This is a genomic window from Parasphingopyxis sp., from assembly GCF_028279465.1.
In the GTDB taxonomy this organism is placed as follows: domain Bacteria; phylum Pseudomonadota; class Alphaproteobacteria; order Sphingomonadales; family Sphingomonadaceae; genus Parasphingopyxis.
Genome location: NZ_JANQNS010000015.1, coordinates 558,828 through 582,401 on the forward strand (window position 1 = coordinate 558,828; position 23,574 = coordinate 582,401).

General features: G+C 61.5%; 22 protein-coding genes. 9 read left to right on the forward strand and 13 right to left on the reverse strand.

Features of this window, described 5'->3' with window-relative positions:
* Window positions 1-21: 21 nt before the first annotated feature.
* Both smpB and dapA read right to left on the reverse strand, forming a co-directional pair.
* Window positions 22-504 (reverse strand): SsrA-binding protein SmpB, encoded by a 483-nt coding sequence (smpB, locus tag Q0974_RS12295; protein WP_299327981.1) that lies wholly within the window; start codon window positions 502-504, stop codon window positions 22-24.
* A gap of 4 nt (window positions 505-508) precedes the next feature.
* A complete protein-coding gene (dapA, locus tag Q0974_RS12300) occupies window positions 509-1,390 on the reverse strand; it encodes a 4-hydroxy-tetrahydrodipicolinate synthase (RefSeq protein WP_299327983.1) in 882 nt (293 codons plus the stop codon).
* 101 nt (window positions 1,391-1,491) lie between these two features.
* Here dapA and Q0974_RS12305 point away from each other — a divergent pair, with 101 nt between their 5' ends.
* Complete coding sequence (locus tag Q0974_RS12305; protein WP_299327985.1) at window positions 1,492-3,498, forward strand: lytic transglycosylase domain-containing protein; 2,007 nt, start codon at window positions 1,492-1,494, stop codon at window positions 3,496-3,498.
* Window positions 3,498-3,983, forward strand: a complete 486-nt coding sequence (greB, locus tag Q0974_RS12310; RefSeq protein ID WP_299327987.1) for a transcription elongation factor GreB — start codon at window positions 3,498-3,500, stop codon at window positions 3,981-3,983. Before Q0974_RS12305 ends, greB begins: the two co-directional genes overlap by 1 nt.
* Here the strand turns inward: greB and Q0974_RS12315 are convergent.
* The 4 genes from Q0974_RS12315 to aspS all read right to left on the reverse strand — a co-directional run bounded on the left by Q0974_RS12315 (window position 3,980) and on the right by aspS (window position 8,264).
* On the reverse strand, window positions 3,980-4,396 hold the full coding sequence (locus Q0974_RS12315; protein ID WP_299327989.1) for a hypothetical protein: 417 nt from the start codon (window positions 4,394-4,396) through the stop codon (window positions 3,980-3,982). The genes greB and Q0974_RS12315 overlap by 4 nt on opposite strands.
* Window positions 4,397-4,457: 61 nt before the next feature.
* Window positions 4,458-5,243, reverse strand: coding sequence for a polyphosphate kinase (locus tag Q0974_RS12320; protein ID WP_299327991.1), 786 nt, complete (start codon window positions 5,241-5,243; stop codon window positions 4,458-4,460).
* Between the two features lie 334 nt (window positions 5,244-5,577).
* Window positions 5,578-6,417 (reverse strand): hypothetical protein, encoded by an 840-nt coding sequence (locus Q0974_RS12325; protein WP_299327993.1) that lies wholly within the window; start codon window positions 6,415-6,417, stop codon window positions 5,578-5,580.
* Window positions 6,418-6,476: 59 nt separating this feature from the next.
* Entirely contained in the window at window positions 6,477-8,264 is a 1,788-nt protein-coding gene (gene aspS / locus Q0974_RS12330; protein WP_299328532.1) for an aspartate--tRNA ligase, read from the reverse strand.
* A gap of 241 nt (window positions 8,265-8,505) precedes the next feature.
* Here aspS and Q0974_RS12335 point away from each other — a divergent pair, with 241 nt between their 5' ends.
* The 3 genes from Q0974_RS12335 to Q0974_RS12345 all read left to right on the forward strand — a co-directional run bounded on the left by Q0974_RS12335 (window position 8,506) and on the right by Q0974_RS12345 (window position 10,593).
* Window positions 8,506-9,003, forward strand: a complete 498-nt coding sequence (locus Q0974_RS12335; protein ID WP_299327995.1) for a hypothetical protein — start codon at window positions 8,506-8,508, stop codon at window positions 9,001-9,003.
* Between the two features lie 119 nt (window positions 9,004-9,122).
* Window positions 9,123-10,310, forward strand: coding sequence for a ribonuclease D (gene rnd / locus Q0974_RS12340; RefSeq protein WP_299327997.1), 1,188 nt, complete (start codon window positions 9,123-9,125; stop codon window positions 10,308-10,310).
* Window positions 10,303-10,593 carry an I78 family peptidase inhibitor gene (locus Q0974_RS12345; protein WP_299327999.1) on the forward strand — a complete coding sequence of 97 codons (291 nt, stop codon included), beginning with the start codon at window positions 10,303-10,305 and terminating at the stop codon, window positions 10,591-10,593. Before rnd ends, Q0974_RS12345 begins: the two co-directional genes overlap by 8 nt.
* 4 nt (window positions 10,594-10,597) lie before the next feature.
* Here the strand turns inward: Q0974_RS12345 and Q0974_RS12350 are convergent, their stop codons facing one another.
* The 4 genes from Q0974_RS12350 to Q0974_RS12365 are packed head-to-tail and all read right to left on the reverse strand — an operon-like array spanning window position 10,598 to window position 16,230.
* Window positions 10,598-12,106: a Ppx/GppA family phosphatase gene (locus tag Q0974_RS12350; RefSeq protein ID WP_299328000.1), complete on the reverse strand. Its 1,509-nt coding sequence runs from the start codon at window positions 12,104-12,106 to the stop codon at window positions 10,598-10,600.
* 42 nt (window positions 12,107-12,148) lie between these two features.
* On the reverse strand, window positions 12,149-14,320 hold the full coding sequence (locus Q0974_RS12355; protein ID WP_299328001.1) for an RNA degradosome polyphosphate kinase: 2,172 nt from the start codon (window positions 14,318-14,320) through the stop codon (window positions 12,149-12,151).
* Between the two features lie 24 nt (window positions 14,321-14,344).
* Entirely contained in the window at window positions 14,345-14,950 is a 606-nt protein-coding gene (locus tag Q0974_RS12360; protein ID WP_299328003.1) for a chromosomal replication initiator DnaA, read from the reverse strand.
* The gene (locus Q0974_RS12365; RefSeq protein WP_299328005.1) at window positions 14,947-16,230 is read right to left on the reverse strand and encodes a heavy-metal-associated domain-containing protein; all 1,284 of its coding nucleotides are present in this window, start codon (window positions 16,228-16,230) and stop codon (window positions 14,947-14,949) included. The genes Q0974_RS12360 and Q0974_RS12365 overlap by 4 nt, the downstream gene beginning before the upstream one ends.
* 62 nt (window positions 16,231-16,292) lie before the next feature.
* Between Q0974_RS12365 and purM the strand changes: the two genes are divergently transcribed.
* The 3 genes from purM to Q0974_RS12380 are packed head-to-tail and all read left to right on the forward strand — an operon-like array spanning window position 16,293 to window position 18,695.
* Entirely contained in the window at window positions 16,293-17,381 is a 1,089-nt protein-coding gene (gene purM / locus Q0974_RS12370; RefSeq protein ID WP_299328007.1) for a phosphoribosylformylglycinamidine cyclo-ligase, read from the forward strand.
* Window positions 17,374-18,333 (forward strand): phosphoribosylglycinamide formyltransferase, encoded by a 960-nt coding sequence (gene purN, locus Q0974_RS12375; protein WP_299328009.1) that lies wholly within the window; start codon window positions 17,374-17,376, stop codon window positions 18,331-18,333. The genes purM and purN overlap by 8 nt, the downstream gene beginning before the upstream one ends.
* A gap of 5 nt (window positions 18,334-18,338) precedes the next feature.
* On the forward strand, window positions 18,339-18,695 hold the full coding sequence (locus Q0974_RS12380; protein ID WP_299328011.1) for a hypothetical protein: 357 nt from the start codon (window positions 18,339-18,341) through the stop codon (window positions 18,693-18,695).
* On the opposite strand, the gene ndk is transcribed toward Q0974_RS12380, so the two are convergent.
* From ndk to Q0974_RS12395, 3 genes are all read right to left on the reverse strand, one after another.
* Window positions 18,692-19,114, reverse strand: a complete 423-nt coding sequence (gene ndk / locus Q0974_RS12385) for a nucleoside-diphosphate kinase (protein WP_299328013.1) — start codon at window positions 19,112-19,114, stop codon at window positions 18,692-18,694. The genes Q0974_RS12380 and ndk overlap by 4 nt on opposite strands.
* A gap of 98 nt (window positions 19,115-19,212) precedes the next feature.
* The gene (locus Q0974_RS12390) at window positions 19,213-19,647 is read right to left on the reverse strand and encodes a DNA polymerase III subunit chi (RefSeq protein WP_299328015.1); all 435 of its coding nucleotides are present in this window, start codon (window positions 19,645-19,647) and stop codon (window positions 19,213-19,215) included.
* Window positions 19,648-19,656: 9 nt separating this feature from the next.
* Window positions 19,657-21,123, reverse strand: coding sequence for a leucyl aminopeptidase (locus Q0974_RS12395; protein ID WP_299328534.1), 1,467 nt, complete (start codon window positions 21,121-21,123; stop codon window positions 19,657-19,659).
* 150 nt (window positions 21,124-21,273) lie between these two features.
* Between Q0974_RS12395 and lptD the strand changes: the two genes are divergently transcribed.
* Complete coding sequence (lptD, locus tag Q0974_RS12400; RefSeq protein WP_299328017.1) at window positions 21,274-23,550, forward strand: LPS assembly protein LptD; 2,277 nt, start codon at window positions 21,274-21,276, stop codon at window positions 23,548-23,550.
* Window positions 23,551-23,574: the final 24 nt, after the last annotated feature.

The following is a 23,574-nucleotide window of genomic DNA, read 5'->3' on the forward strand; positions in this document are numbered from 1 at the left end:
GGGCCAGGTTCGCGCCGGGATTCAGCCACGATCGCGTAGCAGGCGGCCCTGTTCCCTCTTCCAGTCGCGCGCCTTTTCGGTCGCGCGCTTGTCATGCTGTTTCTTGCCCTTGGCGAGCGCCAGTTCGACCTTCGCCTTGCCTTTGGAATTGAAATAGACGGAGAGCGGCACGAGCGTCATGCCCTTGCGCTCGACCGCGCCGCGCATCTTGTTGATCTCGCGGGCGTGCAGCAGCAATTTCCGCGGGCGCTTGGCCTCATGGTTGAAGCGGTTGCCATGGCTGAATTCGGGAATATTGGCGTTGATCAACCAAACTTCGCCGTCCTGAACATCCGCATAGCTTTCGGCGATGGTGCCCTCGCCGAACCGCAGCGATTTCACCTCTGTTCCGGTAAGTGCGATTCCCGCCTCAAACTTCTCGTCGATCGCATAGTCGTACCGCGCGCGCCGGTTCTCGGCGACGGTCTTCACTTTGTCGAAGGTGGCGGTTTGCGGGCGGGCCATGGAATCAGTCTTCTACCACTCCGGCATGACGGAGGGCTGAATCGACGGCCGCTTGCGCGGCTTCGGACGGCCATGTCATCGGCAGCCGCAGTTCGCCGGGAAATCCGGATCGCACTTTGGTCAGGGCGTACTTGGCCGGACCGGGCGATGCGTCGGCGAACATGGCGTCGTGCAGCGGATAGAGCCGGTCATTGAGCGCCAGCGCCTCTTTGGCATCGCGGCGGGCCCAGGCGGCCTGGAACTCCGCGCAAAGCCGCGGCGCGACATTGGCTGTCACCGAAATGCATCCCACGCCGCCCATCGCCAGATAGCCGAGCGTCAGATAGTCGTTGCCCGAAAGCTGGCAGAAATCTTCGCCGCACGCCGCACGCTGTGCGCTGACTCGATCCATATCGGCGGTCGCGTCCTTAACGCCGATTATCGATGGGAACTTGCGCAGCCGCTGCATCGTGTCGACGGCGATGTCCGAAACGGTGCGGCCCGGCACGTTATACAGCACGATCGGTAGATCGCAGGCCGAGACGATCGCCTCGAAATGCCGGTAGATGCCTTCCTGGTTGGGCTTATTGTAATAGGGCGGCACCACGAGACCGGCCGTGGCGCCCAGTTCCTGGGCCTTCGTGATATTCTTGATCGCCGATTGCGTGTCGTTCGATCCGCAGCCAGCGATGACCGGCACGCGTCCGGCCGCCTGATCGACGCACACGCGCACGACTTCGAAATGTTCGTCGAACGCCAGAGTGGCCGCTTCGCCGGTCGTTCCGCAGGGAACCAGTGCGCTGCTGCCTTCTTCGATCTGCCAGTCTATGAAACTTCTATAAGCCGTTTCGTCGAACGATCCGTCGCGAAACGGTGTCACCAGAGCCGGAATCGACCCGCTGAACATATATTTCTCCTTCACCTCCACATGTTTGCACGGCATATCGGCTGCAAATCACCGGGGTTCATTCACCGCCAGATAAGGATTGTGCGCGCACGATGTCCAGCATGATAAAAAAGACCGTTGCAATCATGGCGCTAGGCGCCGCTTCGCTGATCGGCGCTGCCACCGCATCCGCGCAATCGCTGACCTCCGAACAACGCGCCTGGTATGCGAGCCGGCTCGGAGTCTCGGGCGCCGGGTCCGTCGGATCGGTACCGCAAGCCCATCCGATCGGTGAGGCGATCCTGCGCTGGAACCGGCTGCAGCAGAGCGACGCCCTGCCCTTCAACGATTATGCGAGCTTCCTCGTATCCTATCCGGGCTGGCCGAGCGAGATGCGTATGCGGCGCATTGCCGAGAACCAGATCCCGGCGACAGGCACCTCGCCCCGCTCTCTCGTCGCCTTTTTCGAACGGTTCGAGCCGGTGACCGCCTCGGGCGCGCTGCGCTACGCCGAGGCCTTGGCATCGCTGGGTCGCAATGATGAAGCGACGCGTTATGCGCGGGAAGCCTGGCTGCTCGGTTCGTTCAACCGAGCCTCTGCAGCTGCCGATGAGGGCGTCGTCCTGTCGCGCTTCGCTGGCGCGCTTTCGGCCGAAGATCACGATCAGCGTTTCGATTATCTGCTGTGGCAGGACGATGTTTCGGCGGCGGGGCGTGTGCTATCGCTGACCTCGGCTTCGCGGCGTGACGCGCATTCGGCGCGTTTGCGGCTGGCGACGGGCGCGGGTGCGGAGGCTGGGCAATCGGCGCTCGGCGATGCGGGCTATGTCGCCGAACGCGCGATGTGGCTGCGCAACAATGGCCGGTCGCTCGAAGCGCGCCGCCTGCTCGCCAACCGGCCGACCCTGCAATACCGGCCGACCGATGCCGAAGAATGGTATGAAGTGTTGCTCCTCAACGCCCGGGCAGCGGCGAACGACCGGCAATGGTCGACGGCCTATGCCATTGCGAGCAAGGTCGACGATGCATTTGCGCCGGGCACCGATATCAGCGGCGAATCGCTGGGTGTCCGCGACGACTATACGAGCCTGACATGGCTCGCGGGCACGACCGCGCTGTGGCAGCAGAACCGGCCGGCCGAAGCGATCGGTATGTTCGAACGCTATGGCCGCGCCGCGCGGACGCCGCAGACACGCACCAAGGGGCTCTATTGGGCCGGTCGGGCCGCCGAAGCAGCGGGTCAGCGCGATCGCGCAACGTCGCTCTATGAGGAAGCCGCCGTCTATTACGATTATTTCTACGGACAGCTCGCGACCGAGCGGCTGGGCCGCGAATTGCGGATACCCGTCTCGGCGCAGGACTATGCCGCATTGGCACGCCAGAGCCGTTTCGCCGACAGCCAGCTTGTCGCTGCGATCCGGATGCTCGGCGAACTCGGCGCCTGGAATACGCAAAGCCGGTTCTTGCGGGAGCTCGCGCAGCAGGTCGAATCCGATGCCGATCATCATTTCGCCGCGCAACTGTCGAACCAGATCGGCCGCCAGGACCTGGCCGTGATGACGCATCGCAGCGCCCGGGTGAACGGTTTCGATGCGAGCGCCTATGGCTATCCAACCGTGCCGATGCCGGCGAGCGCCCGGCGCTTCTTTACGCCCGTCCATGCGATCGCGCGGCAGGAAAGCCAGTTCGATCCGCGCGCGGTCAGCCATGCGGGCGCGCGGGGCCTGATGCAGTTCATGCCGGGCACGGCACGCGAAGTGTCGCGCTGGATCGGGCGCAGCTACAACCGCTCGGCGCTGACGCGCGATACCCAATATTCGATCCTGCTCGGCCGGGCCTATTATGAGCATCTGCTCGAGCGTTGGGGCAATCATGTGCTGGCCGCGGCGAGCTATAATGCGGGGCCCGGCAACGCCAATCGCTGGATCCGCGCCAATGGCGATCCGCGTCTTTCGAGCGTCGATATCGTGCGCTGGATCGAGGAAATCCCGATCTTTGAGACGAAGAATTATGTCCAGCGTGTCCTCGAAAACGCCGTGATGTACGATCTGCTGCACCCGGACCGCGCCTTCATGCCGCGCACCAATATGCCGCTCTCGCGCTATCTGGGTAAATCGACGCCGGGCTGATGGCCGATCGGGTCAACTACATCACCCCGGATGGATATGCGGCTCTGAAGGCGGAATATGAGACGCTGTTCCGCGAGGAACGCCCAGCCCTGGTCGAGACGATCAGCTGGGCGGCGGGCAATGGCGATCGCAGCGAGAATGGCGATTACATCTACGGCCGCAAGAAACTGCGCGAGATTGACCGGCGGCTGAACTTTCTGTCGCGTCGGATGAAGGCGGCACAGATCGTCGATCCGGCCGAGCAGCCCGATAAGGATCGCATCTATTTCGGCGCTACAGTGACCATGGTGGACGAAGAGGATCGTGAGCGCATCGTCACGCTCGTCGGTGAAGACGAGGCCGAAGCGTCGGCCGGGCGCATCAGCTGGATTTCGCCGCTCGCCAATGCGCTCAAGCGCGCGGCCGTCGGGGATTGCCGGACCGTCCGCTTACCGGCCGGCCCCAAAGACTATGAGATCGTCGATATCCGCTATCCGGAGGCCTAGTAGCGCCGCGTTCCGTAGCGATTGCGCGTATGAACGAGCGCGGTGCGGATTTCCGCGTCGGTCAGGCGATAGTTACGGTCCGTATCGGCCCAGCGCCGGAAGAAGATATTGGCGCTTTCCGCCTCCGCATTGCCGATCTCGCCATTCGGACCCAGCGCATAATGATCGATCACGAATTGCTGCCCTTCGCGCGTGCCGGAGAGCCAGGGATCGAGATTATCCGCGCCGCTCCCGCGAAACGGATTGGGCAGCCGCTCGGCATAGCGATGCTGGCCGTGATAGCCGTTTCCGCCCCGATAATCGTTGGCATAATAGCCCGAGCCATAGCCGCGGTCATAATAGCCGTCATGGGCGCAACCCGCCGTCAGGGCTGCCGTTCCGGCCGTCACCGCCAATATCCGCAAGAGCTTCATCGCCTATTCTCCTCTGCTCCGATATCGCACAGGAAAAGCGGGCTTCGCAAATTTCGTTAATCTAGTCTTTGGGCGCTGTCCCCAAATGGGACGCCGCAAGGTCGGCGATCTTCGGATCGGCCTCGGGCGGCTCCATCGAGACCTGTTCTTCCAGCCGGTCCGCGATATGGCGCATCGCCGCGATGCGGGCGGATTTCTTGTTGTTGCCGTCGATGACGGTCCAGGGCGCCCAGCGCGTATCGGTGCGCGCGAACATGTCATCGATAGCGGCCAGATATTCGTTGCGCATCGCACGGTTCCGGAAATCGTCTTCGGTCAGCTTCCAGCGCTTCCAGGGGTTATTGAGCCGTTTTCGGAAACGTTCGTCCTGTTCTTCCTGCGTCACATGCATGAAGAGCTTGATGATCGGCGTGCCGCTGTCCTTTTGCTGCGCTTCGAACTCGTTGATTTCGTCATAGCCGCGCCGCCATTCGGTTTCCGAACAATAGCCCTCGACGCGCTCCACGAGCACGCGGCCATACCAGGTGCGGTCAAAAATATTGATCTCGCGGTTGCCCGGCAGCTTGTTCCAGAAACGCCAGAGAAAGTGCCGCGCCTTGGCTTCGGGAGTCGGCGCACCGATCGGCCAAACCTCGAAAAAGCGCGGGTCCCACCGGCCCGTAAGCCGCCGGATCGTACCGCCCTTGCCGGACGCGTCCCAGCCTTCGATGGCGATAACAGCGCGCTTGCCATTGGCGATATAGGCGGCCTGGATTTGGGCGAGCTCTTCCTGCAGCTTCGCCAGCGTCTCGTCATAGTCGCCGTCGAATTTGGCGCCTTTTTCGTACTCGGAAAGATCAATGCTCATGACGGCTCCCTCAGGCCGTAACCCCAGCCTTCGCTGGAATGACGGTTTCTTTCAGCGTGCCATTTGATTGCCCGCAATAAAAGCTACAATTCGTTCCGGATTCTGCATTGGCATAAAATGGGTCAAGTTCGGGTAAATAGGCGTCGCGGGCATTGGCGAGACAGGTGGCTATGGCGTGAAATCGGCCCTGCTTCGCCTGCTATTCTGCGATGCGAGCAAGATCGCTACTGACTGCGCGATGCGTTCGACGCACAGATAGGGGTCGCCCCGATTCAACAGGCAAAGACGCCAAACTCTGGCTTCGGTTCAAAAACCGCGTTCCAGCCGAGAGCCTCTAGGCACAAAAGAAAATCGAAACAGATCTAGGCGATCTCGATCGATTTCTTTGAATCGTCACAGGAATCTGACTGCTTCTGAAACGGGTTGCGATCAGTGCGGCAAACTCATTTTCATTCGCGTCACCTCTATCCGACCGAATTGCATCGTAAGGACGCGATATATTTGTGCCAGAAAGCCGCCGTTCAGTTTGCGCGTCGATTGATCTAATAGAAAAACTGCCGACGCGATAGGCTCCGACGATCTCATCATTCAGCGACTGCAGTATTCGACCAGCATTTTCGGCGACCCTTCTATTTCTATCAGAATTATCGCCTGTGCACCAAAAAATCTGAAAAGATTTTGCAGGGGTCGAAAGCCTTCGAGCGAGTTCTTCTTGCATAACTTCAATAGCTGCGCGTTCCGCGATATTGTTCGCTTCAGATTCAACATCTGGATCGTCAGTTTCTTCTTCGATCATTGACGAAAGCGCACGTTTTATTTTGGGATCTTGGATACTGGAGATGAGTGGCAACAGAGTCCGTTGCTGTCGAGTATCCTCGTCGACGATGCTCTCGAAGACTAACTTGGTGATCTCGACTCCATAGTCTTGTTGTAGTCGCTCACGATCCAAGTTCAATCGCGCGCTCTCGGCGGCCTGCTGCGCCGCTGCGGATGCCTGTTCGGCTTCTTGGCGAGCTCGCTCTGCTGTTTGATTTCCTAGAAATGCAAAGATGGCCGCAAGTCCGGACACAATAATCGACGCGGGCATGAACCAGCGATCTGTAAAGCGCTGCAAGAATGATTTCTTCTCTGCCGACTTAAATTTGCAAAATGCTTCCTCGTTTTCTTCACTCATAATTGCGCCCCACCAATCAAAGTGACAACGTCGTATAAGAGCGGAGGAAAGTCTACAGCCTATTCCTTCGGCGGCTCTACAATCCTGATGTTAAGCTCGCGTAGTTGGCGCTGGTTAACGTCAGACGGCGCGCCCATCATCAAATCTTCGGCCTTCTGGTTCATCGGGAACAGCACTACCTCCCGCAGATTGGGCTCGCCGGCGAGCAGCATCACGATGCGGTCGATGCCTGGCGCAGACCCGCCATGCGGCGGCGCGCCATATTTGAAGGCGTTGATCATACCCGAGAAATTCTCGTCGACATCGGCCTTTGTGTAGCCCGCGATCTCGAACGCCTTATACATGATGTCCGGCCGGTGGTTCCGGATCGCGCCGGAGCTCAGCTCTACGCCGTTGCAGACGATGTCATATTGCCAGGCCAGGATATCCAGCGGGTCCTGCGTTTCCAGCGCCTCCATCTCGCCTTGCGGCATCGAGAACGGATTGTGGCTGAAATCGATCTTCTGCTGTTCCTCGTCAAACTCGTACATCGGGAAATCGACGATCCAGCAGAATTTGAAGACGCTTTCGTCGATCAGGCCGAGTTCTTCGCCGAGCTTGGTTCGCGCCCCGCCGGCTAACCTGACGGCATCCGCTTCCTTGCCGGCTGCGAAGAAGACGCTATCCGCGTCGCCAAGACGCAGCTCTTCGAGCAGCTTGGCGGTTTTCTCTTCGCCATGATTGTTGGCGATCGGGCCCGACGGCGCGCCTTCCTTGCGGTTGATATAGCCGAGTCCTGCGAAACCTTCGCTGCGCGCCCATTCGTTCATACTGTCGAACCAGCGCCGGCCCTTGTCGCCGGTGTTCGGCGCCGGGATCGCCCGGACCACGCCGCCCGAGCCGACGATATTGGCGAACAGGCCGAAATCGGAGCCTTCGAAATGCGAGGACACATCGCAGATTTCGAGTGTGTTTCTGAGGTCCGGCTTGTCCGAGCCATATTTGAGCATCGCTTCGGCATAGGGAATGCGCACGAAATCCGGATCGACGGTCCGCCCCTTCCCGTCCCAATCGGCGAATTCCTCAAACACGCCGCGCAGTACCGGTTCGATGGCCTGAAACACATCTTCCTGCGTGACGAAGCTCATCTCGAAATCGAGCTGGTAGAATTCGCCCGGCGACCGGTCGGCACGCGCGTCCTCGTCGCGGAAACAGGGTGCGATCTGGAAATAGCGGTCGAAACCGGCGACCATGATCAGCTGTTTGAACATCTGCGGCGCCTGGGGCAGCGCGTAGAATTTGCCCGGATGAATGCGGCTCGGCACCAGATAGTCGCGCGCGCCCTCAGGCGAAGACGCGGTGAGGATCGGCGTCTGGAACTCGGTGAAACCCTGCTCGATCATGCGTTTTCTGATGGACGCGATCACGTCGGAGCGCAGCAGGATATTCTTGTGCATGCTCTCCCGACGCAGGTCGAGATAGCGATATGTGAGGCGGATATCCTCGGGATAATCGGCTTCGCCCGCCACCGGCATCGGCAGTTCCTCGGCCGCTGATTGCACGTCCACCGCCTGTGCGCGGACCTCGATCTCGCCCGTATCGAGCTTCGGATTGATCAGATCGGCCGAACGCGCGACAACCTTGCCGGTCACGGTGATCACCGATTCCGAGCGCAGGCTTTCAAGCGTTGCAAAGGCCGGGCCATCGACTTCGGTGACGATCTGGGTGATCCCGAAATTGTCGCGCAGATCGACGAAAACGAGATCGCCATGATCGCGCTTGCGATGGACCCAGCCGGACAGGCGAACCTCTTCGCCGACATTGTGGCTGCGCAGTTCGGAACAATTATGGGTGCGGTAGCTGTGCATAGTCATGCGCGGCTCCATAGCGGAATAGGCTAGGCGGGCAAGCCGCGATATGCGTGTACCGGCCCTGCTTTCGCAGGCAACAGGCTTGTCGGCGTATCGGGCAAGAAAATTTCCTCCGGGCCGGATTTCCCCTTATATTCTGCTGACTGGCCCTCGCTCCGGATGGACGAAGACCATCAAGCTGTGCGATACAATCTTCCGGGCGGCCGTTCCGGCCAATTTTCCAAATGGGAGGCAATTGATGAAGAAACTGACGATCGCACTTGTATCCGGCGCCGCGCTGGCGCTCGCGGCATGCGCGGGCGGCGAAGAGGCGGCCACTGACGATACCGAAGCGACCGAAGAAACCGAAGAGGCTGGCGAAGAGGAAGAGGCCACGGCCGCTGGAGCCTATGATCCGGCCAGCGCCGAGGGCATGGCCTATCGCGCGGCTGTCGAATGCAGTGCGACGATGATGGCATCGTCCGACCTGGTGGGTTCGCAGGGCATTTTTGCCGATACCGATGAGGAACGCGCCGAGATTCGCGCCGACGAAGACGATCGGGAGGCCCGGGCCGGCGTGATTATGGCGAGTGCGGTCGAAATGGGCGAAGCTCTGGGCCTGAGTGCGGCCGATGTCGAAGCCGAAATCACCGAACATCAGGGCACGTTCGTACAAGGCCGCGAAGATGGCTCGATGGAGGAATTCACCGCACGTGTCGCTAGCGATGCGGATGCATGCGAAGCCGAACTCGGCTAAGGCGGACCGAAAGCTCTCGCGACAGATACAAAGCCTGAACAGCGGCGGGCCGGCAATTTCCACATAATAGTCGGCTCGCCGCTAGGTTCATGCGCGCTCGCCGCCTATAGTCCGCCGCCATGCATATCCATCCGCTGATCGACGACAGCGATACTCTTTCCGAATTTTGCGACCGGCTCGCCCAGTCCGACTTCGTCGCTGTCGATACCGAATTCATGCGGGAAAACACCTATTGGCCGGACCTATGCCTTGTGCAGATCGGCAACGGGGACGAGGCCGCCGCGATCGATCCGAAGGCGGACGGGGTTAACCTTGCCCCCCTTCTCGATCTGCTCGTCGATAATGAGGATGTGCTCAAAGTCTTTCATGCGGGCGGGCAGGATGTGGAAATCGTATACAATCTGACGGGCAAGACGCCGCATCCGATCTTCGATACGCAGATCGCAGCGATGGCGCTCGGGCTCGGCGAACAAATCGGTTATGCCAATCTCGTCGATGCGATGCTCGGCAAGTCGCTCGACAAGGGCGCGCGCTTTACCGATTGGGCCCGCCGCCCGCTCGACAAGCGCCAGCTCGACTATGCGGTCGGCGATGTCACCCATCTCGCCGAGATTTTTCCCAAGATGCTCGACCGGTTGCGTAAGACGGGGCGCGGCGCTTGGATCAACGCCGAGATGGAGAAGCTCGCCGATCCCGCCAATTACGCTAATCTACCCGAAGAAAGCTGGAAACGGGTGCGCATCCAGAGCCGCAAGGCCGAAGTGCTGGGACGGCTGAAGGCGATCGCCGCCTGGCGCGAAATCGAGGCGCAGGACAAGGATCTGCCGCGCGGCCGCCTGTTGCGCGACGAAACGCTGGCCGATATCGCGCTCCATCCGCCGAAGAGTCAGAAGGCGCTGGCGAAAATTCGCGGCCTGCCGTCGAGCTGGGCCGGCAACGATATTGGCGGGCGGCTCATGGATGTCGTCGCCAATGCCGGGCCGCTGCCGGACGACGAGATGCCGCCGCGTCGGAACCGCAAGCCAGGGCTCGGCAAAGAAGGCGCGCTCGTCGCCGATCTGCTCAAATTACTGCTGAAAATCCGGTCGCGTGAGATTGGTGTCGCGGCGCGGCTCGTCGCCAAGGCGGACGAGCTGGAGCAACTGGCCGCGGGTGAACGTGAAGACCTGCCGATCCTGACGGGCTGGCGCTATGAGGAATTTGGCCGCGATGCGCTCGATCTCGTCGAGGGCCGGGTGGCGTTCGCCGTGCGCGACGGCAGACTCAAGGTGACGCACACGAAAGAAGAGGAGACGGCCGATGCATAAGGCGATTGCGAGTGTGGCTGCGCTTGGCCTGACGGCGGCATGCGCGACAACGTCTGACACGCCGCCCATGGCGGGCGGTGGCGACTGCAATGCCGCTCCGGCGCAGGCACTGATCGGCGAGACAGTTACGCAGGCGCTTGGCGCCAATGCGATGCAAGTCACCGGAGCCGAACTCCTGCGCTGGATACCGCCGAACAGCGCGGTGACGATGGATTACCGGCCGAACCGCCTGAATATTTCCTATGACGAGAATTCGGTCATTACGGATATCAACTGCGGCTAAGCCGCTAGATTAGCCGCATCTCCGGCTCTTTCCCGAACGCGTCGGCCAGTTGCCGGTGGCGCTTGGCGACCGGTTGGCTGTAAAGCTCCGCATCGCGCTTATCGAGTGCCAGGATCAGCCGGTTTGCTTCGACTCCGACATTGCTGAGCTCCAACGGCTCCGCGACGCCACCGCTCAAACGCTGTCCGAAGCGCATGGCGAGACCCCAGCGCGCGGCTTGTTCGAGCTCTTTAGTGCTGCACAGATTGACCAGCTCCTCAACCACGCCGACGCCGCCACCGAAATTGGTGAACAGCGCTTGCGCCATCTTGCCGCGGCCATTGCTCTCGATGCCGACCCAATTACCGTGCAGCGCCATTTCGAGGCCGCGTTCGGCGCGGAATTCGGGATGCGCGCGCCACCCGGTATCGGCGAGCAGACAGGCCGCCAGTCTGATCCGCTTGTCGGTATCCGATTCGTCGGTGAAGAGCGGCGCGATCCAGCGGTTGAGCAGATCGCCATGCTCGGGAAAGCGGCCCTGGCGTTCGCCCTCTTCGCGCGTCGCGGCGATCAGCGGGTCGATGGCACGGGTTTCCGCATCGAGCCGTTCGTAGAGCAGGCCCTCGCGCAGGCCATAGGCCGACACGACCAGCTCGCCGAGACCGATCTGCTTCACGAGTTGTGACAGGATCGCTGCGCCATCGGGCAGATGCGGAATGCGCTGCGAGGCCATGGACGGCACGCAGTTGAGCTTCGATTTGTCGATCCGCGCAAGCAGGCGGACGAGCTTCGCCGCGCGTTCGGGTCGCATCGTATAATGATGTACGATGGGCAGCGGAAACTTGGTCCGCTGCATATCCACCCGCGCGAGCGCCCGCCACGAGCCGCCGACCAGGTAGAGCGGCTGACCTTCGCATTTCGCGGTCCAGTCCGCCGATTTCAGCGCCTTGGCGATCGCGCGTTTGAGTGCGCCTTTCTTGCCCGAACTCCGCAACTCGGCGATGCGCAGCACGCCGAGCGGAAAGGATGCGCATTCCTTCACCGCGCCGTCCGCGACACGCGCCAGCTCCAGGCTGCCGCCACCGAGATCACCAACCAGCCCTTCTGCGCCCGGAATCGCCGACAAAACGCCCATCGCCGCAAGCTTTGCCTCGTCCTCGCCCGAGAGCAGGCGCACCTGAATACCGATATCACCGAGCTGCGCGATCAACTCACCGCCATTGCTCGCCTCGCGTACTGCGGCTGTCGCGACCGCGCGCATATCGGTGACGTTCATGGCGGTAGCCAGCGAACGGAAGCGCCGCAAAATGTCCATCGCATCGCCGATCGCGTCCGGCTGCAGCGCGCCATTCTCGTCCCGGCGCGCGCCCAGCCCGACCATCACCTTTTCGTTGAACAGGAAGGCGGGAAGCCGGCCCTGCCCATCGAACACGACGAGGCGGATCGAGTTCGAGCCGATATCGATGACCGCCGTGCGGCCGTCTTTCTCGACGGTCGGCTCTTCCTCCGTTCGGAACATGGACAGCACGGACATCGGCCGGAACCTTAGGCGCGCGCCTTGGCGCTGAAAACTGCGTTATCCACGCCGTTTGACGTGGAGCTTTTTCGGCATGGAACCCTGTTCGCTCAGCGCCGCGCCGCGGCCCGACAGCGACGGGTTGGTCATGAAATAGCGATGCAGGTTGAACGGCCGTCCTTCGGGTTTGATCCGGTCATAGGTGCCGTCGGCGTTGAGCTGCCAGCTTTGTTCATTGTCGATGAGATTGGCGACCATCACCTGATCGAGAATCTGCGCGTGCACGGTCGGGTTTTCGATGGGCATCATATATTCGACGCGGCGGTCGAAATTGCGCGGCATCCAGTCCGCAGAGCTGATCAGCACATGCGCGTTCTTGTTCGGTAGCGCCGCGCCATTGCCGAAACAGGCGATACGGCTATGCTCGAGAAACCGACCGATGACAGAGCGCACGCGGATATTGTCCGACATGCCCGGCACCCCGGGCTTCAGACAGCATATACCGCGTATGATCAGGTCGATTTCGACCCCGGCATTGCTCGCCTCGTAGAGTTTTTCGATGATCGCCGGGTCGACGAGTGAATTCATTTTTGCCCAGACCGCGCCTTCCTTGCCAGCGCGTTCGTTTGCGATTTCCGCGTCGATCAGCTTCATCAGGTCGTTCCGCATATCGCGCGGCGACATGGAAATCAGTTCGAGCCCCTCGGGTTGCACATAGCCGGTGATATAATTGAACAACTGCGCGGCATCGCGCCCGGCGCGCGGATCGGCGGTGAAGAAGCTGAGATCGGTGTAAATCTTGGCCGTAACCGGGTGATAATTGCCCGTGCCGAAATGACAGTAGGTGCGATAGCCATCCTCTTCCTTGCGCACGACCATCGTGACCTTGGCGTGCGTCTTCCACTCGATGAAACCGTAGACGACCTGCACGCCAGCGCGTTCGAGTGCGTTGGCCCAAAGAAGATTCTGCTCTTCGTCGAACCGCGCCTTGAGTTCGACAACAGCGGTCACGGATTTACCGGCTTCGGCGGCATCGATCAGCGCGCGGATGACGGCGGACTGTTTGCCGGCGCGATAGAGCGTCTGCTTGATCGCGACGACATCCGGGTCCTCGGCCGCCTGTTTAAGCAGCGCGACGACGACATCGAACGTCTCATAGGGGTGGTGGACGACGATATCCTTGGTCTTGATCGCCGCAAAACAGTCGCCGCCATGTTCGCGAATCCGCTCGGGAAAGCGTGGGCTGAACGGCGGGAATTTGAGGTCCGGTCGATCTTCCTCGACCAGCTGTTCGAGATCGGAGACGCCGAGAAAGCCGCTCGATTCCACCACCATGGCGTCGTCGCCACCCATCTCGCGGCGGATCAATTCCTCCATATCGTCGGGTATGTCTGCTTCGAGCTTGAGGCGGATCACCCTGCCCCGCCGCCGTCGTTTGATTGCGCTGCGGAAATAGCGGACGAGATCTTCGGCCTCTTCCTCGACCTCGATATCGCTGTCGCGGATTATACGGAAAGCGCCCTGCCCGACCAGATCATATCCGGGAAAGAGGAGATCGATGAAGCGCCGGATGATCGTTTCCATGGCGATGTAGCGCGCCATCTCGCCGGGCAGGCGCACGAAACGCGGCAGCGTCGTCGGCACCATCACCAGTTCGCGGATCGGCGCGCCGTCGCTCTTGCGCTGTAAATCGAAGACGAGGCTGAACCCCTTGTTCGGAATGAAGGGAAAGGGATGGGCCGGATCGAGCGCCTGAGGGGTCAAAACGGGGAAGATATGGTTCTGGAAATGCTCCGACAGCCAGTCCCCGACTTCGCCCGATATTTCATCGTCCGACAGCACGAAAATCTCAGCATCGGCGAGCGCGGCGCGCAATTCGGTCCAGACGGCCTGTTGTTCGTCCATCAGGGCATTGGCGCGCTCGGCGACGGCCGCAAGCTGCTGGCTCGGCGTCATGCCGTCGTCCGAGCGCATTTCGACGCCCTGCAGCTGCTGGCCCTTCAGACCGGCCACGCGAACCATGAAGAATTCGTCGAGATTATTACCCGAGATCGACAGGAACCGTAGGCGTTCCAGCAAGGGATGCGCCGCATTGCGGGCCTCTTCGAGCACGCGCTCGTTAAAGCCCAGCCAGCTCAGTTCGCGGTTGAAATAGCGGTCTTCCGTCCCCGGTTCGGCTTCGGTTTCGCGCGAGAAATCCTCGGTGATATGATCGGGATTATAATCGTCCATGACACGCTTTTAGCGGGTTTAGTGTTACGCGTCGATGAAACCCAATTCCTGCATGGCGGCGCGCGCTATATCCCGCGTGATGCGCCCGCGCCGCTCGAACACCATCCGGTCGAGCGTTTCGATGATCTGGAACAGCGCATAATGGCTGCGATCCATGCGTTTGAGCAGATAGTCGATCGCGGTATCCGGCATGGCAAGGCCGCGCTCGCCAAAATGCTGATGCAGGCGATTGGCGATCAGCGCATCGCTCGGTTCGGCGATCCGCACCTTGGGACTGGCGGCGATGCGCGTTCTGAGGTCAGGCAGCGCGATTTCCCAGCGCGGGGGCGGCTCGTCCGCGATAATTAGCAAGGGCCGGTGCTCGGCTTGCGCCGCATTCCAGGCGTGGAACAGCGCTTCTTCTTCGGAGAGATCGGCATCGTCGATTACGCTGCCGCCGCTTTTGCGCGCGAAAATCCGGCCCAGCGTCGAACGCCCGGATTTGCGCGGGCCGGTCAGCAGACTCGTCTGGACCGGCCAGAGCGACCAATTGTCGAGGTGCTTGACTGCCTCGGTGTTGCTCTCGTCAACGATGAACGCGTCATCCCGGCCTGACTCGGGCCAGTCGAGCGGCAGCGCAATCTGGCTCATTCGCCGTCGGGCGGCGTCGCACCATTGGAGCCGCCGCCCCTGCTGATGCGCAGCGTTCCCGCGCCGCGCTGAACCTGGAAACCGCGCGCCGACAGCGCCGAGGCAAGCGTATCGAGATCGCCGATATAATCGACTTCCATCAGCGATACCCCACCGATGGCGAGGCTCGAAGTCGTCGCACCGCGTACACCCGGCGTGCCACGCACCGCGGATTCGCTGGAGCGAACCGCATTGGCGTCGGGCGTCACGACCTGGATCGTATAGCGGCCCGTGGCGGTCGCCTGTTCGGTATTCACTTCGGGTGCGGACGGACGGGTTTGGGCTGCAGCGACGCTACCTTCCAGTTCGTCGAGCGCCTCTTCCAGCGCCTCTTCGTCGAGACCGAATTCGAAGTTCAGCGACGGATCAGGCCGCAAACGGCCGTCTTCGAGCGCCCGCGTATAGGCGGCATCGATCCGGCGGACGCCTTCGTCGAGCAGCTGTTCAAGGCTGCGCGCGCTGGTGACGCGCAACGAGAATTCGGCGAGCTTGCGCCGGTCCGGCCCGTGATAGGCGACGAAACGCCCGACGACAGGGCCGCCCGGATAGGCATAATGGAGATGCACGACGGGCACGACGACATCGGCCGCTCCATAGGAATCGAGCAGGAACCGCCACCAGCCGCGTCCCGGCCGTCCGGTCTGGCCAACGGTCAGCAGCAAGGGCGTCGGGCCGGTGCCGCTCGCCCGCACATAATCGATCGGGCTGTCGCCGGACCGGAAACGCAGCCAGGCCCGCTGCCACGGCGTGCGTTCCTCGAAACTCATCGGCGTGTTGCCGACCCATTGCACGGGCAGCACCAGCATCGGCGGCGAGCGCCGGATGACGCCGGAGACGCCGAGATAGCGGCTGACACGCGCGCGATCGAACATGACGCCGACCCGGCCGACATAGCGGGTCGGGCCGATCTGCTCTTCCTCGACGATAATGCCGGTCACGACCGCGCTGAGAGACGAATCGCTGAGATTGGGTGCCTGCGCCGCAGAACCGCCATTGACCCGCGCATAGAGCATCCGCCAGCCCTCGCGCTGGGCCTGTTCCCAGGCATTGCGGCGCGCATCCTCCGCATTTTCGCCGGTGGCGTTTACGAAGATGCCGGTGACCTCATAGTTCGCGGCGCTGTCCAGGCCGAAATCGCGTGAATTCTGCTGTTCCTGCTGCGCGAGTACGATCCCCGTCGCGCCCGCGCTCACGAAGAGCAGAGCCAGAAGCGCTTTGAAGTGACGGGTTACGAACTGCATTGTGGGCCTTTTGGCGACTTGGCCGTGGAAATCCAAGAGCGATGTGGCTAGTCGCTATAAAGATGGACGCCAAGCAAAAATCGACCGAATCTTACAGCTATGAAAAGGCGGGAGTCTCGATCGCCGCCGGCAACGCGCTCGTAAAGGCGATTGCCCCGCTCGCACGGGCGACGGCACGGCCGGGCGCGGAGGCCGATCTGGGCGGTTTTGGCGGATTTTTCGATCCGAAGGCGGCCGGCTATTCCGATCCGCTGCTGGTGGCTGCCAATGACGGCGTCGGCACCAAGGTGAAACTCGCCATCGATTATGATCGGCACGACAGGATCGGGATCGATCTCGTTGCGATGTGCGTCAACGATCTGATCGTCCAAGGCGCCGAGCCGCTCTTTTTCTTGGACTATTTCGCCACCGGGAAGCTCGACAATGGCGTTGCCGAGCGCGTTGTCGCGGGCATCGCCGAGGGCTGTAAACACGCCGGCTGCGCACTGATCGGCGGAGAGACGGCGGAAATGCCGGGCATGTATGCCGATGGCGATTACGATCTGGCAGGTTTTTGCGTCGGCGCGGTTGAGCGCGGCGAGGCGCTGACGGGCGATGGGATCGCAGCAGGCGATGCGATTCTCGGCCTTGCTTCGTCCGGCGTACATTCAAACGGGTTTTCGCTCGTGCGCAGGCTGGCGGCGGACAAGAGCTGGGCGATGGAGGCCCCTGCCCCGTTCGACTCCGACCGGCTGCTCGTCGATACGCTGATCGAACCTACACGCATTTATGTGAAAGCGCTGCTGCCGCTCGTGCGATCCGGCGCGATTAAGGCGATGGCGCACATTACCGGCGGCGGACTGCTCGAAAATATCCCGCGCGTGCTGAGTGAAGGACAGCATGCGCAGGTGGATGCAGGCAGTTGGGAGCGGCCCGGGCTGATGGCCTTCCTTCAGAGCGAGGGCAATATCGAACCCGACGAGATGGCCCGCACCTTCAATTGCGGGATCGGCATGGCGCTGATCGTCGAGGATTTGCGCGCCGATGATGTCTCTGCGGCGCTGGCCGAGGCTGGCGAAAAGGTACATCGCATCGGCCATATCGAGGCTGGCGTGCGCGGCTGCACCGTATCCGGGCTGGACGGCAGCTGGAGCGCCACGCATAATGGCTGATCGGGCGCGCGTCGCCGTCCTGATTTCGGGACGCGGGACGAACATGGCGGCGCTGCTCTACGCCGCGAAACAGGACGATTGTCCCTATGAGATCGTGCTCGCCGCCGCCAACGATCCTGAAGCGCGTGGGCTCGCGCTTGCATCTGCGGAGGGCATTCCGACATTCGCGCAGAGCCATAAAGGCATGGACCGTTCGGAATTTGATGCGATTCTGGACCGCGAAATCCGCGCGGCGGGCGCCGACTATATCGTCCTTGCCGGCTATATGCGGATCCTCTCCGAGGCGTTCGTCAACAATTGGCAGGGACGAATGCTCAATGTTCATCCGTCGCTCCTTCCCAAATATCCGGGCCTCGACACGCATGAGCGGGCCATCGCAGCGGGCGATACGGTATCGGGCTGTACCGTCCACCTTGTGACGCCGGTCCTCGACGATGGGCCGATCCTCGGCCAGACCGAAGTCGCAATCCTGCCCGGCGATACGCCGGAGAAACTGGCGACGCGTATCCGCCTTGCCGAGCATCAACTCTATCCGAAGGTGCTTGCGGAGCTGGTCAGCCGCGAGCGCGATCCGGACTGGATCGTCGCCAAGGTCGGCGAACTCGCGATGGCATTGCCCGAAGTCGCCGCGAAAACATCGCATGGCGCGCCGGGCTGGCGGGTCGCCACGACGAAATCGGGCAAATTCTTCGCCTATGTCTCGATCCGCCATCATGGCGAAGATGCGATATCACTGCTGGTGAAGACGAGCGGCCCCGATGAACAGGCGGCTTTGATCGAGGCCGAGCCGGATATATACTATAAACCTGCCTATTACGGCCCGTCAGGCTGGATCGCGATCCGCCTCGACCGCCCCGACGTCGAGTGGGATCATATCGCGGACTGGCTGCGCAAAAGCTGGAGCTTCGTCGCGCCGAAGAAGCTTCAGGGGATGGCGGAGTTTCTAGTGTGAGCAGAGTGCAAGCGCTTTTCGGGCTGACCGCCGCAGCTCTTCTGCTCTCGATGTCTGCCTGTGCACAGGATCGCATGAGCCTGATTGATCAGATCGAGCGAAAGATAGTGCTACCCGAAACAGGCATGGCACTAGCAGATTTCAATCGCACCTATGGCTTCCAACTAGAAGCGTCGACAGATGCGAACCCTGATCGTGTGTATGGATATTTCGTTGCCACTAGACCAGGACGCGGCACCGCCTCGTGGTCAGATGAGCCTGTCAGCCAATACATAATGGATGGCGGTTGTAGCGTGATTCACGTCGAGTACCGGATTTCGCAGCAAGAAGTAACTCGCGTCTGGTGTAACGGCGTAGCCTAACCGACTATCTCGTCATCGCTGAAGAAAAACGCGATTTCGATAGCCGCGTTTTCATCGCTGTCCGAGCCGTGGACGCTGTTCGCTTCGATCGACTCGGCGAAGGTCTTGCGGATCGTGCCCTCATCGGCATCGGCCGGATTGGTCGCGCCCATGATCTTGCGGTTGCGTACAACCGCGTCTTCGCCCTCGAGCACCTGAACGACGACCGGGCCGGACGTCATGAACTCGACGAGCTCGCCGAAAAAGGGGCGTTCCTTATGCACCGCATAAAAACCTTCGGCCTGTTCGCGGGACATGTGGATGCGCTTCGAGGCGACGACGCGCAGTCCGGTCTCTTCGAGCATCTTGGTGACCGCGCCAGTCAGATTGCGGCGCGTGGCGTCGGGTTTGATGATGGAAAAGGTGCGTGTAACGGCCATGACGGCTGAACTCCGATAGATATGGGGAAATTTGCGGTTCGCTTAGTGCGATGTGCGGCAGTGCGCAAGAGGCAGGCGCCTTGCCCTGCTGCCGAGTTTCAAGGCCCCTGCCGCCACCGCCCGCCATCCTGTTTCCAGTAGCGCGGTTCGACATCGTCCCGGGCGGACAGGTTACGCCATGCCGTTCGCGCATCGTTGAGCCGATCCGCATCGAACAGGTAGAAGACGCGCTCTGCTTCCAGCGCCGCATCGCGCCATATGCCATCGGCGAGCATTGTGAAGCGTGCGCCGTTCTTCGGTTCAACATCCTCGGTCAGCAGGATCGGTTGTATCTCTGGCCGGTCGTCCGGGCCGCCATGCGCGAGAAAGGATGCCGGATCGCGCGTCCACAGGGCCTCGTCGAGCACATCGCGTATCTGCGCGTCTTCCGCGACAATCAGCAAGCGCTCACCGCTTTCGAGCACTTTCGCCGCGAGCTGTGGAGCGACCGTATCGATCGGCGTGCCGGCCAATTGGTAGAAATCGACCTGCACGCCGGACGCTTATCCTTCGTGATTGTCGGCGATGAAGCGGTCGAGCAGGCGCACGCCATAGCCGGTCGCGCCCTTGTCCCACAGCTTGGATGCAGACTTGATCCAGACCGTACCGGCAATGTCGAGATGCGCCCATTTGACGCCATCCTGTACGAACCGGTGGAGGAACTGCGCGGCCGTAATCGATCCGGCTTCGCGGGGCCCGACATTCTTGATGTCGGCAATCGGCGAATCGATCAGCTTGTCATAGGCCTTGCCGATCGGCATCCGCCACACAGCGTCACCGCTCGTCTTGCCTGCCGCGAGCAACTGGTCGGCCAGCCCGTCATCGTTGGAGAAGCAGCCGGCATGTTCATGGCCGAGCGCGATGATCATCGCGCCGGTCAATGTCGCGAGGTCTACCAGCACCTCAGGCGCATATTTTTGTTGCACCCAGTGCATGGCGTCGCACAGCACCAGCCGCCCTTCGGCGTCGGTATTGAGCACTTCGACCGTCTGACCGTCCATCGTCGTGACGATATCGCTCGGCCGCTGCGCGTTGCTGCCCGGCATATTCTCGACGAGCCCGCACACGCCGACGACATGCGCCTTGGCCTTGCGCCCCGCAAGCGCGCGCATCGCGCCGGCAACCGCCGCCGCGCCGCCCATGTCGAACTTCATATCCTCCATGCCGGGGCCAGGCTTCAGCGAGATGCCACCGGTGTCGAAAGTGACGCCCTTGCCAACGAACGCGACGGGCTTTTCCTGCGCGCCATCCGTGCCGTCCCAGCGCATCACGAGTAATTTGGGTTCGGCCGCCGAGCCCTGCGCAACCCCCAGCAACGCGCCCATGCCGAGCTCGGTCATCTCGTCCTTGTCGAGAACTTCGATCTCGACGCCGAGTTCGGCTAGCGGGCGGCAGCGTTCCACGAAGCCTTGCGGATGGATCACATTGGGCGGTTCGGTGACGAGTTCTCGGGCTAGCGCGATGCCGGCATAGATCGCTTGGAAACGCTCCCAGCCCGCAGCCTCGTCCTCGGCGATGACGGTAATGTCCGTGACGCTCGGTTTGTTCTTTTCCGGCGTCTTGGTGTGATAGCTGTCGAGCCGCCAGCTGCGCTGCAGCGCGCCGAAGGCCATGTTCGAGCCGGCATCGTCGACATCCGATCCGCTGGCATCGAAGATGAGCGTCGTTTCGCCGGAGGTCAGCAGTTTCGCGACAGCCGCGCCGCCAGCCTTTTGCAGCGATTCGGCATCCGGCTGCTTGCCGATGCCGACCAGAAGGATGCGGCGCGTGCCCGCATGCGTATCCGCAAAAATCTCGACGATCGCGCCGAGGTCTCCTTCGAAACGACTCGCTTCCGCCGCGCGCTTGAGAGCGGCGGCCGCGTCTTCGGGCAGCGCCTTGGTGACTGCATCGGGCGAATCGCCCTTGCGTATCGGCAAGATCAAGGCGGATGTGTCGTCTGGAACGGACGCAGCGAATGAAACGGGAATGGAAATGGCTATTCTCCTGCCGCAGGGAACGGTGTGATGATCATGTCTCCCGATAGACGAGCCGTCCGGCTCTGGCAAAGGCGATTGCAGCATCGGGCGCGGGGTGCGATAGGCGCGTCCGAAGTGCCGTTATTGTGCCGGTGATAGATTTTGACGCGTAGCTCCTTTCTCAGTCTGACCGCGATGCCGGCATTCGCGATTCTGGCTGTCTATCCCGCACAGGCGCAGACCGGGACCGACGATCCGTTCCGGAACGTGATACCGAGCGTGGAATTCACCGATACAGAGCTGCCGCCCCTCGCCTCGCCGCAAAATCCCGAAGAGATCGCGTTCAGCGCCCAGACGGTCGAATATGACGGTGAGAATGATATCGTCATCGCGACGGGCGATGTGCGGATGGTGCGGGCCGGGGCGCGGCTGCGCGCCGATCGCGTATCGTGGAACCGGCGCACCGGCGCCGTCGAAGCCAGCGGCAATGTCGCCATTCGCACGCCGCAGGCTGATACCGCCTATGCGGACGCCGCGACGCTGACGGATACGTTGCGGGATGGCATGGTCGAGAATCTGCTTATCGTACTGGAAAATGGCGGGCGATTGGCGGCGCGGAGCGGATCGCGGGCGGATAATGTATCGACCCTCGAAGGCGCGGCGTACACGCCCTATCCGGCGATCGACTATGACGGAAATCCGCGCGATCCAAGCTGGCGGATTACTGCGGCGCGGATTGTCCACGATCCCGAAACCAATCGCATCCGCTACAGCAATGCGCGGTTCGAGCTGTTTGGTGTGACGGTGATGGCGCTGCCAGCCTTTTCGCATCCCGACGGCTCATCCGGTGGCACGAGCGGCTTTCTTGTCCCGGACCTGCGGCTGAGCCGGGTTAACGGGCTCGAGATCGGAATCCCCTATTATCTGCAGATCGCACCCAATCGAGACCTCACGATCACCCCGCGCATTTATAGCGAAGTCCTGCCCTCTATTTCCGCCAACTATCGGAACCTCGCGGCCGAGGGGGCATTTCAGATCGGCGGCATGATCACCTATGGCACGCGCCGGGATATCAATCCGAATGGCGGTCTCACTCCGGTCGGCGATGAGGATGTGCGCGGTTATATCGAGGCGAATGGCCGGTTTCAGTTTACGCCCTATTGGAGCGTCAGCGGTTCGGGGCGACTGACAACCGACGACACATTTCTGCGCCGCTACGACATTTCGCGGGACGACCGGTTGCGGTCGACCATTTCGGCCGAGCGTGTCGGGATGGACAGCTATTTCTCGATAACGGGCTGGGCCGTGCAAGATTTGCGCGTGACCTCGGACGCAGGCCAGCAGCCATTTGTGATCCCCGTGATCGATTATCGGCTGCGGATGAACGAAGACGTACTCGGCGGCACGATCAAGCTGCAAGCCAACACACTCGGCATAGTCCGCACAGACGGACAGGACACCCAGCGTGCCTTTGCCAGCGCCGAGTGGAATCTGAGTCGAATCACGACGATGGGCCAGCAGGTGACGCTGACCGCTCTGGTGCGCGGTGATGTCTATCATTCCGATGAGAATGCCGACACGATCACGGGCCTCTATCGCGGCGAAGAAGGCTGGCAGTTCCGCGGAATCAGTGCGCTGGCCGCCGATATTGCATGGCCGTTTGTTGGCGAGGTTTTTGGCGGCGTGCAGCGGATCACGCCACGAATCCAGTTCGTAGTGACACCACCGTTGTCCAATCTCGAAGTACCAAACGAGGATTCCCGGTCGATCGAACTTGAAGTGGCGAATGTGTTCTCGCTCAATCGTTTTCCCGGCTACGACCGGTTCGAGGATGGCGCGCGCGTCACCTATGGCGGCGAATATGCGCTCGATCTGCCGCGATTCGCGCTCCGGACGAGCCTCGCGCAAAGCTATCGGCTCAATCGCGAGACGACGCTCTTTCCGAACGGAACGGGCCTTGCAGAACGCTTCTCGGACATCGTCGGCCGGACGGAAGTTCGCTATGGGCGCTTTCTCGCCCTCACTCACCGCTTCCGGCTCGACAAGGACAATCTCGAGCTGCGCCGCAACGAGATCGATTTTACCATCGGTTCACGCACGACTTATGCGCAGGTCGGCTATCTGAGGCTCAACCGCGATATCACCTTCAACGTGGAGGATTTGCGCGACCGGGAGGAATTGCGGACGTCCGCGCGCATCGCGATCGGCAACTACTGGTCCATATTTGGGTCGGCGGTGGTCGATCTGACGAGCCGCGAGGAAGACCCGATATCGCAATCGGACGGTTTCGAGCCAGTGCGCACGCGGCTCGGCTTCGGTTATGAAGATGAAGGCCTTGAGTTCGGCTTTACATGGCGGCGCGATTATGACGATACGGGCGATGCAAGGCGCGGCAATACATTCCTGGTGCGCTTTGCGTTAACGAATTTGGGCCGCTAAGCTGTCGTTCAGGAAGCATCATAC